The organism is Thermotoga petrophila RKU-1, from assembly GCF_000016785.1.
Taxonomy (GTDB): Bacteria; Thermotogota; Thermotogae; order Thermotogales; family Thermotogaceae; genus Thermotoga; species Thermotoga petrophila.
Genome location: NC_009486.1, coordinates 377,542 through 393,522 on the forward strand (window position 1 = coordinate 377,542; position 15,981 = coordinate 393,522).

Here is a 15,981-nt window from a genome sequence, read left to right on the forward strand (position 1 = left end):
TGCGATTCCTCCCTCACTCGAATCTGACCCTTGGGTCCACAGCGGCGAGAAGCACATCCGCCACAAGGTTACCAATCACGAGCATTATCGCACTGATCACGGCGGACGCCATAACGATGTAAATGTCCTGCTGAAGGAGTGCCTGGTAAATGAGCCTTCCCATGCCGGGCCAGGCAAAGATGTTCTCTATGATGACCGCTCCTCCGAGAACGTTGGAAATACTGAACCCAAGGAAAGTGATCATGGGGTTGATAGCGTTCCTCAGGGCGTGCTTGTATATCACCACACGTTCTGGCATTCCTTTCGCACGGGCAAATTCCACGTAGTCCTCGTTCAGCACGTCGAGAAGACTACCTCTCATGTATCTCATGAGGGAAGCAAAACCACCGAAACCAAGAGCGATGGTTGGAAGAACAAGATGAGATGCGATATCCTTGAACTTCTCCCAGGTTGTCATCTGGTTGTGATTCACCGAGACCATACCGGCGATTGGAAACCAGCCGGTCTTCGCAGCCATGTAAAGGAGCAGAATGGCCAGGAAAAACCCTGGAAGGGCAATTCCACTGAAAGCGACAACTGTGAGAATCTTATCCCAGATGCTGTACTTCTTCAGAGCCGAGAAAACACCGACGATTATTCCAAGCAACCACTCGAACGCAAGGGAAGAAACGGAGAGTATCACCGTAGCGAAGACCCTCTCCCAGATGAGTGTGGAAACGGGCCTTCTGTAGTAGAACGAGTAACCAAAATCTCCTTTCAAAACGTTTTTCAGCCAGATGCCGTACTGAACGATCCAGGGCTTGTCCAGGCCAAGCTCCTTTTCCATCTTCTCGAGGAACTGCTGAGAAACGGAAGGATCGAGACGGTACATGTCCAGGAAATCTCCTGGAGCCGCCTCCATGATGATGAAAACTATGAAAGAGATGATTATGAGCTCAGGAATCATGATGATCAATCTACGTGCGATGTACTTGAGCAAGCAAGATCACCTCTTTGAACAGAATTTGAAGGGGAGGGGAAGATCCCCTCCCGATAGATTACTGCTCTTTCCAGACACAATCCTGGTTCCAACCCCACACACCGCCGAAAGCGGTGGGTTCCACGTTGTGAAGTTTGTTGCTGTAGGCGTAGAGATAGAGCTGCTGGGTGGTGTAGATGAGCGGTATGTGTTCAGACACGAGCCTCTGAAATTCTCTGAACATATCTACGACTTTCTGCTGATCGAGTATCTTCACGTTCTCTTCGAAGATTCTGTCGATCTCTTTTTCCCAGTCTGGCAGGTAGTAATCGTTGGGATCGACGAAGTCTTTGACCTCCGGATGGTAGTTCCAGAAGTGGAGAGATCCCTTGATTCTCCAGACGTTGGCTCCTCCCTGAGGTTCATCGGATCCGGTGAGTCCTATAATGATAGATTCCCAGTCACCGTTCACAACGAGCTTCTGGACGAGCGTGTTGAAATCGATGGGAGCAAAGGTGACATCCATTCCGAGTTTTTTGAGCGCTTCTGTTATGATGTTACCCATTCCTTCGCGGATCTGGTGTCCGGCGTTAGTCATGATGATGAACTTCACCGGGTTTCCTTCGCTGTCGAGGAGCTGGCCGTTTTCATCCCATTTGAAACCACCGAGCTTGAGCATCGTTCTGGCGAGATCAAGGTTGTACGGGTATTTTCTGAGAACGGATTCGTCGTAATAAACGGTCGCAGCCTGACTGATGGGACCCCACTGTTCAACCGCGAGGCCGTTGTAGAGCGTGTCTATCATGGATTGTTTGTCGATGGCGTACGCCACAGCTCTTCTGAAGAAATCGTTCCTGAACCACTTCCGCTTCACAGGATCGGGAGCGTTCCAGTTGAAAGTGATGAAAGTGGTTCCAAAATTCGGGCCTCCAATACCCACAACCCAGCCTTTTTCTCTTGCCATGGCTTTGAGTTCTGCGTACTCTGTTCCGCGAGGTCCATACACATCGACTTCTCCGTTTTCAAACGCGAGTCTCTGCGCATCCTGTGTCGGAATGATCTTGAAGATGATACCGTCGAGATAAGGAAGCTGCTTTCCTTCTTTGTCGTACTTCCAGTAGTAGGGGTTCTTCACGAATCTCACGTACTGATCGGGAACGTACTCAACCGGAATGAACGGACCAAGTCCTACGATTTCTCCCTTGTTGATGGCGTCAACCGTCCAGAATTCCTTGAATTTTCCTTCCTTCACGTACGGTTCCGCGAGGTGTTTTGGGAAGATGGGAATACCTCCAATGTACCTTACCGCGAGTCTGTACGTTTCTTTGAGAGTGGTTTTCACCGTGTAATCGTCGAGCTTTTCGGCTACTGGCCAGTTGTCTGCAAAGAGATCCTGCATATCGTTCGGTATGTCAGGGTTGAAATAGACATCGTTAATTGTGAAGACCACATCGTCTGCTGTGAACGGTGTTCCGTCACTCCATTTGACACCCTTCCTCAGGTGCCAAACGATTTCCATGCTTCCGTCCTCGTTTTGGATGAGTTCCCAGCTTTCTGCAAGAGCGGGATGGATCCTCGCGTGATTGTCGAGCTCGATCATGGAAGCCATGAACCTCGCTATAACATCTGTGGAGCTCGTCTCCTGAGCCACGACATAGTTACACGTTCTGGGACCAGAAAGCGTCGGTACTACGAGCACTCCCCCGTACTGTCCTGTGAACTCTGCTCCGATGTACGTTTCGAACTGAGCGAACGGTGAAAGTTCTGCGAAAAGTGCAACGGCTGCAATCATAAGGAAAATCCCAAGAAACCTACGCATAACATCACACCTCCTCTATGACGAATGTAAATGACACGCCACCCAGTGACCTGGGGAAATTTCCTTCATCACCGGATACTCTTTCTCACACACGGGCATCTTGTAAGGACACCTCGGATGGAAGAAGCAGCCAGTCGGCCTGTTGATCGGGCTTGGAACCCCACCCCTGAGAATGATACGCTTTCTTGTGCGCTCAACCTTCGGATCCGGCACGGGAACAGCAGAAAGCAGGGCTTGGGTGTACGGATGAAGGGGATTGTCGAATATCTCATCGGTGTTTCCCATCTCCACGATCCTGCCGAGGTACATGATGCCGACCTCGTGGCTTATAAATCTCACAAGTCCAAGGTCGTGCGAGATGAAGAGATACGTAAAACCTTTCTCTTCCTGCAGTTTGAGAAACAGGTTTATAACCTGTGCCTGAACGGAAACGTCCAGTGAAGCCGTGGGTTCGTCGAGTATCACTATCTCGGGGTTTATGGAGATCGCCCTTGCGATAGCGATCCTCTGTCTCTGGCCTCCACTGAACTGATGGGGATATCTTTCGAGGTGATATTCCTTGAGCCCCACGCTTTTGAGAAGATCTTTTGCCATATCTACGGCTTCTTCTCGTGTTTTCGCCAGTCCGTGGAACAGAATGGGCTCAGTGAGGATGTCGCCAACCGTCATTCTCGGGTTCAAGGAACTCATGGGATCCTGAAAGACGATCTGTATCTTCCTTCTGAATTTCATCCTCTTTTCATCGATGTTATCAAGCAGGATATTATAGAACTTCTCTTCGCTTTCTTTCGCTTCTTTAAAGAAGATCTCCGCGTACTTCTTATCCACATCCTCGAGCACGTCCACAATCTGATCCGGTGAGAGTTTTTCCCTCATTTCGCGGAATATACCCACGTAGGTCGTTTTCAGGTAGTTCTCCGCATCTTTTCTCTTCATGAAGTAGTATGTTGTGTCGTCACCGTCGATCACAACACGGCCCGCGGTGGGATTCGTGAGGCGCAGGATCGTCTTTGCGGTCGTTGTCTTCCCACATCCCGACTCGCCAACGAGGGCGAACGTTTTTCCCTTTTCCACGGAAAAAGAGATATCATCGACCGCTTTCACGTAACCAACGATCTTTTTCACAAGAAATCCTTTTCTGATCGGGAAATACTTTCTCAGACTCAGCACTTCGATACTCTTCATCCTGAACAGCTCCCCTTCATATGATGAGTGTGTATCCCAAACTATCCACAGCGCTTTTTATTTGCTCTTTGGAGACCTTTTCATCATCGTAATCCACGCCGACAACCTCAGCCGCCATTTCGTAATCTACCTTGAAAACACCGTCGAGTTTCTCGATGGCTTCTTTAACTCTCTTGTAATCTTCCTCCGTTTTTGCACCCTTGAGCATGAAATAGTTCAGTCTTCTCAAATCTCATGCCTCCTTTCGAATCTCATGCCTTCGATTATCAATCTTCCGTTTTTTGCTTCCCAGAAGGTCATCTTCCTCTTTCCGGGAAATTGAATGCATCCTACTTTCACTTTTCCTCTGCCGGTACCTATCCATGCACCTTCCTTATTAATATAGTTTATCAAACCTGGTTCATCTCCCGAACTATCTATCGCTGTCACTCCGAACAACTTCACCTCATCGTTTCCCAAGAAGGCTCTTGCACCGGGTCTGGAATCGTAAGCCCTGATCTTGTTCTTCACCGATTCAGCGTCCTTTGAGAAATCCACGATCAGGTCCTCTTTTTTTATCATTGGAGCATAGGTTGCTCTAGAATGATCCTGCTCTTTCAGCTCTATGTCCCCCACTTTCAACTTCTCTAAGAATTCGATCGACATCTCTTTCGACAGTTCTATCAAACGTTTCTCCAGCTGATCGAAAGTTTCAAATGGATCTATAGAAATTTCCCTCTGGAGTGCGATGGGACCTGCATCGAGCTCTCTCACCATTTTGTATATGGTAACGCCCGTTCTTTCTTCACCGTTCTCGAGCACTCTCTGTATAGGAGAAGCGCCCCTGTATTTTGGAAGAAGAGAGGGATGAATGTTGTAACAACCGAGGCTTGGAAGAGAAAGTACCTTTTCACCCAGGATCTTTCCGTAGGATGCGACTATTATAACATCTGGCCCCACAGACCGGAGAAATTCTAAAGCTTCTTTCTTGTTTATCGATTCGGGTTGAATGAAAGGAACTCTGTGTTTTTCAGCTACTACCTTCACCGGAGTTGGCTCAACTTTCCTTCCCCGTCCCCTCGGTTTGTCCGGCTGGGTGACCACACCCACCACGTTGAACCCGTTTTTGATCAAATGCTCCAGTATTTCCGCTGCGAACTCCGGTGTCCCCACAAAGACAATTCTCAAGATGCCACCTTCCTTTTCAACATCTCAAGAGTTTCCCGATCAGTCTTCAACGTGATAAGAGCGTATCCTTCCCCGTAGTCTTCGTTCAGTATCTCCAGTCGATCTTTCAGAGCGTAGATCTGCCCTATCTTTTCCAGGGGAACTTTCAAAGTTTCCTGAATATCCTTTTGTCCCATGATTTCTTCCAGTGTGTCCAGAAGCTGATCCAGTCCTATCCTTTTTTCCGCTGAAATGAACAGAGCCTCCGGATACTTCCATTTCAGCGTTTCTATCCTCTCTCTGGGACAGAGATCGATCTTGTTGAAAACAAGAATCCTTGGAATCTTATCGGCACCGATTTCTTCCAGAACCCTCTCAGAGGCTTTCATCTTTTCTTCGAGATACGGATCGGAAGCGTCAACAAGATGTATGAGCACATCCGAATACTTTATCTCTTCGAGTGTCGCTTTGAACGCACTCACAATGGTGTGAGGTAGCTTTCTGATGAACCCGACAGTGTCACTCACAAGAACTACTCTTCCGCTCTTCAGCTTCAACCGTCTCGTGACTGGCTCGAGAGTGGCAAAGAGTTTGTCAGCGACGTACACATCACTATCGGTTAAAACCTTGAGAAGAGTAGATTTCCCGGCGTTTGTGTATCCAACTATGGAAACATGTGGGATTTTCTTTTCCAGTCTTTGTTTTCTCTGAGTGTTTCTTTCTTGCTCTATTTCTTTCAATCTTTTTCGAAGCTGTGCGATGCGGTTTTTTATGTGCCTTCTCAAAACCTCCAGCAAGGGTTCACCCGGCCCTCTGGTGCCAATACCTCCACCGAGTCTGGAGAGTTCCTCACCCTTTCCTACGAGCCTTGGAAGCTCGTAAAGCAAACTCGCCATCTCCACCTGGAGCTTTCCTTCTTCGCTCGTTGCGTGACGGGCAAAGATTTCAAGGATCACCTGCGTTCTATCAAGAACATCTATGTTCAGCTCTTCCTGCATATTTTTGTACTGCACCGGTGTGATTTCATCGTCAACGACCACAAGATCCGCTTCACAGAATTCCACTACCTCTTTGAGCTTTTGCAATTTCCCCTTTCCAAGGTAGGTGGCCGGATCTGGCTTTGCTCTCTTTTGCCAGAGCCATTCAACGACTTCAACACCGAGGGTTTTACACAAACCCTTCATTTCTTCGAGAGACTCTTTTATTTTCTCTTCATCTTTACCAACAGCAACGATCACCGCTTTTTTCCCTTCAAGATCCCTCGTTTTCAGAGGTCTCAGCCTCCTGTGCTGTTTCCTGTTTTCTCGGCATCAGCATCACATAAGAAGAAGGAATGATCGTGCTGATCGCGTGTTTGTAGATGAGACTCTGTTGGTTTCCGCTCTCCAGCAAGACCGTGTAGCTGTCAAAAGATCTGATGAATCCCTTTGTCTGAAAACCGTTCACCAGATACACCTTCACTTCGATCTTGTTAACCCTGAGATGATTCAGAAACCTGTCCTGAAGGTTAAACTTCTCCGCCAAGGCCAACTCCCCCCTCGATGTGATTTCAAAATAGAATTATACTGAAAAATTTTCAACTATCAGCTTCTTGAGTTTCTCCTTTACTTCTCCTACATCTTCGAACGTTAAATTGTACCACACAGCTTCTTTGTATCTTTTGAACCATATGATTTGTCTTCTGGCAAAGTGTCTGGTGTTTCGTTTTATGAGATGAACCATCTTGTCAAAATCGTACTTCCCTTCCAGATAGTCAATGACTTCTCTGTATCCTATCGTTTTCATCGAATTGAGATCTTTCGAATATCCCATCCCCAAGAGTCTCTTCACCTCATCTACTAGGCCCATCTCTATCATCTTATCAACTCTTTTGTTTATTCTCTCGTAAAGTTCGTACCTTTCCCGAGTCAAAACAATTATGAAAAACCTGTCGTCACCCTTTGCTTCTTTTTGAAGTTCCGAGATCCTTCTTCCCGTTTTCATGTAAACTTCAAGGGCTCTGATCGTCCTCTTGAGATCGTTTGGATGAATGCGCGTCGCCGCTTCAGGATCGAACTCTTCGAGCATTTTTCTCAAAATCCCGGGTTCTCTTCTCTCTAGTTCTCTGAGTTCTTTTCTTATGTTTTCATCGGCAGGCACTCCTTCGAATATACCCCGAACCAGCGCATCCGCGTACAGCCCCGTTCCTCCAACGTAAACAGGAATCTTCCCACGTCTGAGAACGTCTTCCATTGCTCTCAGAGAATCCTTCCTGTACATGAAAGCGTTGTAATATTCATCGGGATCGATGATATCTATCATGTGATGAGGAACCCTTCTTCTCTGCTCCGATGTTGGCTTGGCTGTTCCTATGTCCATATAGCGATAGATCTGCCTCGAGTCCATCGAGATGATCTCCGCACCTATCTCTTCACAGACTTCGATCATGATATCTGTCTTTCCAACAGCAGTGGGCCCACCGACTATGGCTATCTTCATCGCTTGTATATCACCCCGTAGAGAACACCGCTCTTTCTGGAACCTTTCAGTTCGTCAACCCTGATTCTTTTGAAGAGAGAATCCTTCACGTGGCTTTTGAGGATCACCTTCTTCTTCGCGATTCTCAGCATTTCCTCAATGTCTTCTTCGTTCACCGTGTCGTACACAGCGAAGGGCCTCAGAGGATTCATGGCAGAGGACTCGTACACGGGATTCTCAAACATGGGATCACAGTAGACCACATCGAAAGAATTGTCGGGCTGACTTCTGATGTATTCTTTGAAATTCGCGTGATAAAGCTCTATTCTTTTTAAAGCGTCTTTCAACCACTGAATGTCAGTCTCAAAATTTTCCATTCCGTATTTCACGATGGTGTATATGTGAATGGATCCTTCAAGACCGATTACCTTACCCTCAGGAAGAAAAGCGGCCATGAGGATGGCTTCGCTTCCAAGACCAAAGGTCGTATCCAGCACGATTTCGTTTCCCTCCGGTTGAAGGGATTCTATCAGGTAGTCCTTCTGACCGCTTCTTATGTTCCTCATCCGGAGGATAGCCGAAGAAGGATGAAAAAAGAACTCTCCTCCGGGCCATTTTATTGAGATTCTGTTCTTCTCCACCACGTAGTAAAAGTCCACTTTGAACTCTTTCAATCTCCTTCTTGAAACGTAGATGGTGCCGAGCTTTTCAGCGAGCTCCTTCGCTTTCATTACCTGCTCCCTGTCCGGTTTGTGTGAGGTTGTGACCACGAAGTTTTTCATTCTCTATCACCTCTAAGAGCTTCTCGTTCAGCGCTTTCTGTTCCTCTATCTTTGTCTTCAATTCCTGATACTTCGACATCAACCGATTGTGCTTCTCCAGTGCCACCTGATAGTTGTGATAGCTCACGAGAAAAACAAAGATCATAAAGAAAAGAAGCGTCAGAAGTCCCAGATTCACTTTGAAATGCTTCCGTCTTCTTGGCCTCAGTTTAGAACGCGACCTCGTATTCGTCCCTCCCATCCTGTATGGTGAGGGATGTTGATTCACTATCAAAAAACACATCCACATCGTAACTTTCATCCGTTCCTGGCAGATAAAACAGGAATTCCCCATTGTAAACGGGAACTTTCATTTCGTATTCCCCGAAGTTCAGTGTCACTACACTTCCCACGCTGGTGAGTTCACCGTACACTTTCACAGGGTCTTCCACTGCGAAAATTTTTTCGTTTTTGAGATCGAGGAGTAGGTACGCGTTGCTTCTCAGCACCGTGTCGGTGCTGAACGTCCCCGCGGAGTGGTAAAGCACCACCGGCGTTGTTTTGAAAGACACTTCTTTTGTCTGCTCATCAAACACGATCGTAGCCGCCACGGTGAGCTCAAAATCCGACAGATCGAACGGTATATCCACCGTGGTCAAAAAGACTCCCTCATTGGCCAATACATCCTCGAGCGTGTACTCTTTTCCGTTCACCGATAAATAACTGCTTTCCAGATCCACAGTAACGCTTTCGTCTGTCCCCACGTTGAACAAATAGACGTACAGATCCGCTTTTCCAGGGCTCACCAGAGTACAGCCAACGGCGAGCAGCAGAAGAAAAGCAGGAAGAAGAATCCTCACGGGAAACACCTCACAGTATGTACGCGCTCAGATCCTCGTCCTGAACGATCTTTTCGAGTCTTCTTCTCACGTATTCGGCATCCACAACGACCCTCTTTTCCGGAATATCCGGTGCTTCGAAAGAGATCTCCTCAAGGACCTTTTCAGCGACCGTGTATAGCCTTCTGGCTCCGATGTTTTCGAGTCTTTGATTCAGCTGATACGCTATTCGAGCCATTTCTCTGATTCCATCCTCGGTGAAGACGAGTTCCACGCCTTCCGTTGAAAGAAGTGCCTGGTACTGTTTTATGATGGCGTTCTCTGGTTCTTTCAGTATCCTCACGAAATCCTCCTCGGTGAGAGGTGACAGTTCCACACGTATCGGGAAACGTCCCTGAAGCTCCGGGATGAGATCCGATGGTCGCGAAACGTGAAATGCTCCAGCCGCTATGAAGAGAATGTAATCCGTTCTCACCGGTCCGTACTTGGTCATGATCGTGGTACCTTCGACGATGGGGAGAAGGTCTCTCTGGACACCTTGTCTGGAGACATCTGGTCCCACCGCACTCTCTTTCCCGGCGATCTTGTCTATTTCATCTATGAAGATGATTCCCCTGTTCTGAGCTCTGTCGAGTGCTTCCTGAACCACCTTGTCCATGTCTATGAGTTTTTCCGCTTCCAAAGGCAGCAGAACCTTCCTCGCTTCAGAGACTTTCATCTTTCTCTTTTTCTTCTGCTTTGGAAGCATCCCACTGAACATATTCGTGATCTCTATCCCGAGGTCTTCCATACCCGGTCCAAAGATTCCCATGAACGGAGAAACCGTTTCTTCGAGTTCTATTTCGATCTCTTCGTTTTCCAGCTCTCCCTTTCTCAGTTTCTCCCTCATTTCTTCCCTTTTCGCTCTGAACCTTCTCCTGTCTTCCGGCGTGTACTGCTGTTGCTGTCCACCGGTTATGAGGTTTATGAAGGGATTCGTGACAACCGGCACGGCTTTCGATTCGGGCACGAGAGCATCGAGAATTCGCTCTTCAACCAGTTCTTCTGCCTGTCTTTCCACTTCTTTTATCTTTTCCTGCTTCACCATGTTGACACTGATTTCAACCAGATCCCTTATCATCGAGTCCACGTTCTTTCCCACGTATCCCACTTCCGTAAACCTCGTCGCTTCGACTTTCAAGAACGGGGATCCGGAAAGCTGAGCCAGTCTCCGGGCGATCTCTGTCTTTCCCACACCCGTGGGTCCGATCATCAGGATGTTCTTGGGAAGCACTTCTTTTCTCCATTCTTCTGGAAGCTTCTGTCTTCTGATTCTGTTTCGAACTGCTATCGCCACGGCCTTTTTCGCTTCGTACTGACCAACTATGTATTTATCGAGTTCTTGAACGATTTCCTTCGGAGTCATTTCATCGAAACTCTTCATAAGAACACCTCCTAAACTTCTTCGATCACTATGTTCTGGTTCGTATAGATGCAGATCTCACCTGCTATCATCATCGCTTTCTCCACGATTTCCCGCGCGGAGAGATCGGTGTTTCTGAGAAGGGCCTTGGCGGCGGCGAGTGCGTAAGGTCCTCCTGAACCGATGGCGGCCGCATCGTCGTCGGGCTGGATGACCTCGCCGTTTCCCGATATGATGAAGATGTTCTCTTTATCTGCTACAAGAAGCAGGGCTTCCAGTCTTCTCAGAACTCTGTCCGTTCTCCAATCTTTTGCGAGCTCAACGGCGGCCTTTGTGAGGTTGCCGCCCCATTCCCTCAGTTTCGCTTCGAATCTATCGAAGAGCGTCATAGCGTCCGCCACAGATCCCGCAAAACCAGCGAGTACTTTTCCTTCCCCAAGCTTTCTAACCTTTCTCGCGTTTCCCTTCAAAACGGTCGAACCGAAAGTGACCTGACCGTCTCCTCCCATCACCGTTTGCCCGTTTCTTCTCACAACCAGTATCGTTGTTCCGTGAAATTTCATGGTTCAACACCTCCTCAAGTTATTTTAACTCAATTTCTCAAATGAAGGAAATGGTATCATCTTAAATGAGGAGGTGCGAACTTGAAAGTAGGGGTGGCTCTCAGCGGAGGAGTGGACAGTGCGGTAGCTCTCTATCTGTTGCTGAAAGAAGGGCACGAGGTAAAGGCCTTCCACATGAAGACGAAGGAAGATGAATTCTTCATCAGAAAAGAGATAAAGAAGAAGGTATGCTGTAGTCCATCGGATACGGCTGACGCAATGAGAATAGCACACTTTCTCGGAGTGGAGATAGAGATCGTCGATGTGAAGGAGATCTTCAGAGAGAAAGTCATCGAACCGTTCAAGAGTGATCTTCTCAAAGGTCTCACTCCGAATCCCTGCGTACACTGTAATCGCTTCGTGAAATTTGGATACCTCATGGATTACGTTCTCAACCAGGGATTCGATGCGTTTGCGAGTGGACACTACGCGAGAATAGAGTTCAGCGAAAAGTACGGGAGAAAGGTGATAAAAAAGGGTGTGGATCTGAAGAAAGATCAGTCGTATTTCCTTGCCAGGATCGAGCCCTGGAGAATAGAAAGACTCATCTTCCCGAACGGCATCTACACGAAAGAAGAGATCAGAAAAATCGCAGAAGAAGCGGGAATACACGTTGCAAAGAAACAGGAAAGTCAGGATGTGTGCTTCATACCGGATGGCAGCATCGAAAACTTTTTGAAAGACGAAGGTATAACGCTCAAAGAGGGTGATCTCATCACACCTGAGGGAGAGGTCGTTGGTCGGCATTTCGGGTATCCTCTCTACACAATCGGTCAGAGGAAGGGCTTCAAAATAGAAAAATTCGGAAGAAGATACTACGTGAGGGGCAAGATTCCGGAGAAGAACGTTGTTGTCGTATCAGATCTGGAAGATGTTTTCTTCTCCGGTTTGATCGCAGAAGATCCTGTCTGGCATGTTGAAGTACCGGAAGAGTTCAAATGTGTCTGCAGAGTGAGGAAAAAATCGGAAGAGGCTCCCGCAGTTGTCAAGTTAAGAGATAACGAAGTGGAGGTCAGGTTCGAGAAGAAAGTCTTCGCCGTCACACCGGGTCAGATCGCTGCCTTTTACGATGGAGACACACTCCTCGGAGGAGCGATTATAAAGGAGGGTATCCGATGAGAAGCATCGTTCAGAACAAGGTGGAAGAGTGTCTCGAGATATTGAAGCGGGACAAAACGAAATGGATCGACTTCTGGAGAGAGCTGAGAAGAAAGTTTGGCCCGATAGTCCCAAACTACGAGAGAAAACTCGAACTGAACGATGAAAAGATCGAGAAGATCCTTCGGGAAATAGAACGAAGAGAGCTCGACAGATTCAAGTGGGACTGGCTGGACGTCTCGAGGAACAAAAAAATAGAGTGCGCAGAATCGCTATCAGAGAGAGAAGATTTCCTCGATTTGAAAAGAGAAGACTTCTCCGTGTTCCTCATGTCGCTTCTGGGTCTTTCAGACTGGGTTGTTGTGGATGGAGAGAAAGAGAAGATCGTGGTGATGGATGTGTTCTCTCTCTGGAGAAAGGGCCTTCTAAGAGAGCTTTCACTCGCCACGCTCCACGCGGTGATAGAGTTCAGAAAAGGAAAAGAAATCGGAAACTACGGAGGAAAAAAAGAGTACTTCGATTCACTGCTGAAAGAGATCGAGAAGATTTTAGAAAGAGGAAAAGAAGCTCTCGGTGATCTGTGCAAATTTTTGAGGAACCACGTTTCGTACTATGACTGGGTGGGTTTTTACTTCGTGGAGGATGGAAAGTTAAAGCTCGGTCCGTTCGTGGGAGAGCCCACGGAACACGTGGAGATACCGTTCGGAGTTGGAATCTGTGGTCAGGCAGCGGAGAGAGAGGAGACCTTCGTTGTCCAGGATGTGAGCAAAGAAACAAACTATCTCTCCTGCAGTCCAAAGACGAAAGCGGAAATCGTGGTTCCCATTTTCAAAGATGGGAAAATCATAGGAGAACTGGATATAGATTCGTACAGTCCTTCTCCTTTCTCCGAAGAAGACAGAGCCTTTCTCGAAAAGGTGTGTGAACTCGTATCAAAGGTGGTGTGAGGTTCTCCCTCACACCACTCTTTTGAAGTGCTCGATGGATCTGTCCCAGGTTTTCTCCGCGTCGTTCGGGAAATAACACGCGGGAAGTTCTCCGTGCTGTCTGTGATAGTGCATACATTCACAGCAGATGCCCTTTCTCGGACATCCAGGATAAGAACAGTTGCAGTAAGAGAGGTTCCTCTCCTTGTTCGGGCAGGCCTTCACGATTTCACCTCCAGATTTCTCATGATTTGATCGTCCATATCGAGAAATCCGTTTATTTCTCGAGAGAGCCTAACAACAAGATACAACCAGTACACACCGAGAGTGAACAGAGTGAGAAGAAAAACCGATAACACGTTCCTTTCCTTTATGACCGGTTTGTAGTCGATGTTGAAAAGGGTTCTGTAGAGGTAGATTTTTATCTCTTGGAGTTTCCTTATAGTTTCAAACAGGTAGTGAAGAAAGATCACAAAAAAGATCAACTGAAGCAGCGAGAAAATCCATATTCCCGCAAAGAGAAACTCAAAGAACCAGAAAGCTATAAAGGCGATGTACGGCCAGTTTGGAACAAACGGCTTCTCGTTCAAGTTCACAGAACGCTGCTCCGCCAGTCTCAGAGTTTGCAGAACGTTGATGTTCAGGAGCACACTCCACTGTCTGTAAACGATCAAAAGAGAAATTGTGGAAATCAGAGAAAGAAAAAGGGTCACAGTCCCAAGGGTGTAACTGGGAGATCCTGCCAGAATCTCCCTGTAATATTCTAACAGCAGAATCGAACTCATTGCAGAAAAGACAACACCCATCCAGGCCAGGTTCATGTTCACTCTTTTCAATTTTTATCCCTCCAGTGTTCGATGAGATCGTCCCAGGAGCTCTCCGAGGTGAAGTCGCTTAAAGCAACGAAATCGTCCCAGTACTCCGGATTTTTCACCTTCTGAGGCAGATAAATCGTTAGGTCCGTGTAGTTATCAGGTGTTCCGTAGACCCTCGCAGAAACTATGGCACTGTAGAGACCTTCTCCGTACTCTCTGAGGACAACATCTGATGAATTTTGAAGCGATTTTGCAAAACTTCCAAGTTCTACGAGTTCGGTGGTACTTCCGCCCGCAGTTCTTCTTTCAACTTCGAACTCCCACGGAGAAAGGTTGTTCTCGATCATGTACTGGGCAACTCTGTCCAACCACAGCATGATCTCATCCAGTTTCGAAGTGTCCCAGACGCTCAGAGAATATTCTGTGCCGTAGATCTCTCCGTATCTCTTAACGATGTTCGAGAGAAGGGAAGAGAGATCTTTTGAGTACCTCAACACTGAGTAGTCCCAGCCGTTCCCGGGCGCCTCTTTTGAAGACACAACCACGTATCGAGCGCAATCTTTCAGTTCCCACAGGATCTCAAACGTTCCCATCAAACAGGCATCGAAGCCCAGTACCGTAACGGGAGAACCCTCAAAACGCTCTTTATCTCGCTTATGGTGAAAAAATCCAGATCCGTGAAATCGTAAGCCACACCTTTAACCTGTTTTTGAGACTCTCCACGCCACCAATCTCCGTGGTTCCAGATAACGAGTAAGGAAAGATCTTCTCCCCTGTACGCGTTCAGGAAAGAAGAAAGAACAACCGGATCTCCTGAGTTTATCTCATCGAAAGTTTCCAGAGGAATCAAACCTTCCTCCACACGGTAGAGCGTATCAGAAGAAGACCTGTAATCTACCAGAGCGAAAACGTTTATCCAAGATGGATTTCCTATCATCTCCTTCAGATCCTGAAAGATGAACTGCTCCAGATCGTTGTCCCCTGCTATCCAGACGAGGAACGAAAGCGTGTGGTTGTAAACAGGAATGCACCCGAAAATCAAGAGAAAAAGACTACCTGTTAAGATAATCAAACTTCTTGCCCTGATACGTATCTCTCCTCTCGAGTTCTTCTTCTATCATGTTGATGATTTCTATCTTGCTCTTTCCCCAATTGCCGAAAATCGTTCCCTTTCTCGGAGGATCTGCGACCAGTCTGTGAATGACCACGTTTGGGGAGAGGTATTCGAGAAATGTGATCGCTCTGTCGATGTACTCCTCGAGTGAACAGATTTTTATTTCTCCCTTTTTGTACATCTCCGCGAGTTTTGTTCTTTCCACTACGTAGAGCGAGTGGAGTTTCACACCGTCTACATCCAGAGCGGAGAGAATCTTGGCCGTCTCTACCACATCCTCCATATCGTCCCAGGGCAGATTCAAAATCACATGCACCACGAGTTCGATGCCTCTCCTTTTCACTCTCACAGCGGCATCCACGAACTCCGCGAGGGTGTGGTCTCTGTTGATCTTCTTGAGTGTTCGATAGTTTGCCGTCTGAAGGCCAAGCTCAACGGAAACATCGACACGCTTTTTGAATTCTTCGAACAGATCCAAAACTCGTTCGGACACGAGATCGGGCCTTGTAGAAACGGAGAGCTGGACTATACTGTCGTCCACGAGGGCTTCCTCGTAGCGTTCTCTGAGCACCTCAACAGGAGCGTAGGTGTTGCTGAACGACTGAAAGTACGCGATGAACTTTTTGATCCCCCGTTTTTCGTATTTTCTCTTCATTTCCATGACCTGCTCTCTTATCGGGAGCCTCATCAGAGTGGTAAAACCGCTTCCCGTGGCATCACAGTAGATACAGCCGCCCTTCCCTTTCGTACCGTCCCTGTTCGGACAGGAGAATCCCCCGTGTATCACTATTCTTTGAACCCTTTCACCGTATCTTTCCTTCAGATAATCGCTGAGCTTTCTGTATCGCACGGCCCATCC

At 47.5% G+C, this 15,981-nt stretch carries 18 protein-coding genes and 1 pseudogene; 2 read left to right on the forward strand and 17 right to left on the reverse strand.

Translation table 11 applies throughout. The features are described from left to right. Positions 1 to 13: 13 nt before the first annotated feature. The 13 genes from TPET_RS01950 to hslV are packed head-to-tail and all read right to left on the reverse strand — an operon-like array spanning position 14 to position 11,130. On the reverse strand, positions 14 to 979 hold the full coding sequence (locus TPET_RS01950; protein WP_004081376.1) for an ABC transporter permease: 966 nt from the start codon (positions 977 to 979) through the stop codon (positions 14 to 16). Between the two features lie 58 nt (positions 980 to 1,037). After that, positions 1,038 to 2,777 (reverse strand): ABC transporter substrate-binding protein, encoded by a 1,740-nt coding sequence (locus TPET_RS01955; RefSeq protein ID WP_011943044.1) that lies wholly within the window; start codon positions 2,775 to 2,777, stop codon positions 1,038 to 1,040. A gap of 15 nt (positions 2,778 to 2,792) precedes the next feature. Then, positions 2,793 to 3,962 (reverse strand): ABC transporter ATP-binding protein, encoded by a 1,170-nt coding sequence (locus tag TPET_RS01960; RefSeq protein ID WP_011943045.1) that lies wholly within the window; start codon positions 3,960 to 3,962, stop codon positions 2,793 to 2,795. A 16-nt stretch (positions 3,963 to 3,978) separates the two neighbouring features. Continuing rightward, complete coding sequence (locus TPET_RS01965; RefSeq protein WP_011943046.1) at positions 3,979 to 4,191, reverse strand: heavy-metal-associated domain-containing protein; 213 nt, start codon at positions 4,189 to 4,191, stop codon at positions 3,979 to 3,981. After that, positions 4,188 to 5,129 carry a methionyl-tRNA formyltransferase gene (gene fmt / locus TPET_RS01970; RefSeq protein WP_011943047.1) on the reverse strand — a complete coding sequence of 314 codons (942 nt, stop codon included), beginning with the start codon at positions 5,127 to 5,129 and terminating at the stop codon, positions 4,188 to 4,190. The genes TPET_RS01965 and fmt overlap by 4 nt, the downstream gene beginning before the upstream one ends. Beyond that, complete coding sequence (gene hflX / locus TPET_RS01975; RefSeq protein WP_011943048.1) at positions 5,126 to 6,346, reverse strand: GTPase HflX; 1,221 nt, start codon at positions 6,344 to 6,346, stop codon at positions 5,126 to 5,128. Before hflX ends, fmt begins: the two co-directional genes overlap by 4 nt. Positions 6,347 to 6,359: 13 nt before the next feature. Continuing rightward, complete coding sequence (gene hfq, locus TPET_RS01980) at positions 6,360 to 6,632, reverse strand: RNA chaperone Hfq (protein WP_008192227.1); 273 nt, start codon at positions 6,630 to 6,632, stop codon at positions 6,360 to 6,362. A 36-nt stretch (positions 6,633 to 6,668) separates the two neighbouring features. After that, the gene (gene miaA / locus TPET_RS01985) at positions 6,669 to 7,586 is read right to left on the reverse strand and encodes a tRNA (adenosine(37)-N6)-dimethylallyltransferase MiaA (protein WP_011943049.1); all 918 of its coding nucleotides are present in this window, start codon (positions 7,584 to 7,586) and stop codon (positions 6,669 to 6,671) included. Continuing rightward, the gene (locus TPET_RS01990) at positions 7,583 to 8,347 is read right to left on the reverse strand and encodes a class I SAM-dependent methyltransferase (RefSeq protein WP_011943050.1); all 765 of its coding nucleotides are present in this window, start codon (positions 8,345 to 8,347) and stop codon (positions 7,583 to 7,585) included. The genes miaA and TPET_RS01990 overlap by 4 nt, the downstream gene beginning before the upstream one ends. Continuing rightward, positions 8,274 to 8,525 (reverse strand): heat-shock protein Hsp70, encoded by a 252-nt coding sequence (locus TPET_RS01995; protein WP_238374314.1) that lies wholly within the window; start codon positions 8,523 to 8,525, stop codon positions 8,274 to 8,276. Before TPET_RS01995 ends, TPET_RS01990 begins: the two co-directional genes overlap by 74 nt. A gap of 31 nt (positions 8,526 to 8,556) precedes the next feature. Next, on the reverse strand, positions 8,557 to 9,186 hold the full coding sequence (locus TPET_RS02000; protein WP_011943051.1) for a hypothetical protein: 630 nt from the start codon (positions 9,184 to 9,186) through the stop codon (positions 8,557 to 8,559). 10 nt (positions 9,187 to 9,196) lie between these two features. Next, the gene (gene hslU / locus TPET_RS02005; protein ID WP_011943052.1) at positions 9,197 to 10,588 is read right to left on the reverse strand and encodes an ATP-dependent protease ATPase subunit HslU; all 1,392 of its coding nucleotides are present in this window, start codon (positions 10,586 to 10,588) and stop codon (positions 9,197 to 9,199) included. A gap of 11 nt (positions 10,589 to 10,599) precedes the next feature. Then, positions 10,600 to 11,130 carry an ATP-dependent protease subunit HslV gene (hslV, locus tag TPET_RS02010; protein ID WP_011943053.1) on the reverse strand — a complete coding sequence of 177 codons (531 nt, stop codon included), beginning with the start codon at positions 11,128 to 11,130 and terminating at the stop codon, positions 10,600 to 10,602. A gap of 81 nt (positions 11,131 to 11,211) precedes the next feature. Here hslV and mnmA point away from each other — a divergent pair, with 81 nt between their 5' ends. Next, positions 11,212 to 12,288 carry a tRNA 2-thiouridine(34) synthase MnmA gene (mnmA, locus tag TPET_RS02015; protein ID WP_011943054.1) on the forward strand — a complete coding sequence of 359 codons (1,077 nt, stop codon included), beginning with the start codon at positions 11,212 to 11,214 and terminating at the stop codon, positions 12,286 to 12,288. Further along, positions 12,285 to 13,214 carry a GAF domain-containing protein gene (locus tag TPET_RS02020; RefSeq protein ID WP_008192214.1) on the forward strand — a complete coding sequence of 310 codons (930 nt, stop codon included), beginning with the start codon at positions 12,285 to 12,287 and terminating at the stop codon, positions 13,212 to 13,214. The genes mnmA and TPET_RS02020 overlap by 4 nt, the downstream gene beginning before the upstream one ends. A 9-nt stretch (positions 13,215 to 13,223) precedes the next feature. Here the strand turns inward: TPET_RS02020 and TPET_RS02025 are convergent, their stop codons facing one another. From TPET_RS02025 to mnmL, 4 genes and pseudogenes are all read right to left on the reverse strand, one after another. Next, complete coding sequence (locus tag TPET_RS02025) at positions 13,224 to 13,418, reverse strand: DUF6485 family protein (RefSeq protein WP_004081411.1); 195 nt, start codon at positions 13,416 to 13,418, stop codon at positions 13,224 to 13,226. Beyond that, on the reverse strand, positions 13,415 to 14,020 hold the full coding sequence (locus TPET_RS02030; protein WP_238374324.1) for a hypothetical protein: 606 nt from the start codon (positions 14,018 to 14,020) through the stop codon (positions 13,415 to 13,417). Before TPET_RS02030 ends, TPET_RS02025 begins: the two co-directional genes overlap by 4 nt. 5 nt (positions 14,021 to 14,025) lie before the next feature. After that, positions 14,026 to 14,945 (reverse strand): annotated as a pseudogene (locus TPET_RS02035) (clostripain-related cysteine peptidase). Positions 14,946 to 15,060: 115 nt separating this feature from the next. Further along, a complete protein-coding gene (gene mnmL, locus TPET_RS02040) occupies positions 15,061 to 15,972 on the reverse strand; it encodes a tRNA modification radical SAM protein MnmL/YtqA (RefSeq protein WP_011943056.1) in 912 nt (303 codons plus the stop codon). Positions 15,973 to 15,981 lie beyond the last annotated feature (9 nt).

Coding starts and splice junctions, on each gene's coding strand:
- TPET_RS01955 (WP_011943044.1), bottom strand. CDS start 2,777: ATGCGTAGGTTTCTTGGGATTTTCCTTATGATTGCAGCCGTTGCACTT.
- TPET_RS01960 (WP_011943045.1), bottom strand. CDS start 3,962: ATGAAGAGTATCGAAGTGCTGAGTCTGAGAAAGTATTTCCCGATCAGA.
- miaA (WP_011943049.1), bottom strand. CDS start 7,586: ATGAAGATAGCCATAGTCGGTGGGCCCACTGCTGTTGGAAAGACAGAT.
- TPET_RS01990 (WP_011943050.1), bottom strand. CDS start 8,347: ATGAAAAACTTCGTGGTCACAACCTCACACAAACCGGACAGGGAGCAG.
- hslU (WP_011943052.1), bottom strand. CDS start 10,588: ATGAAGAGTTTCGATGAAATGACTCCGAAGGAAATCGTTCAAGAACTC.
- hslV (WP_011943053.1), bottom strand. CDS start 11,130: ATGAAATTTCACGGAACAACGATACTGGTTGTGAGAAGAAACGGGCAA.
- TPET_RS02020 (WP_008192214.1), top strand. CDS start 12,285: ATGAGAAGCATCGTTCAGAACAAGGTGGAAGAGTGTCTCGAGATATTG.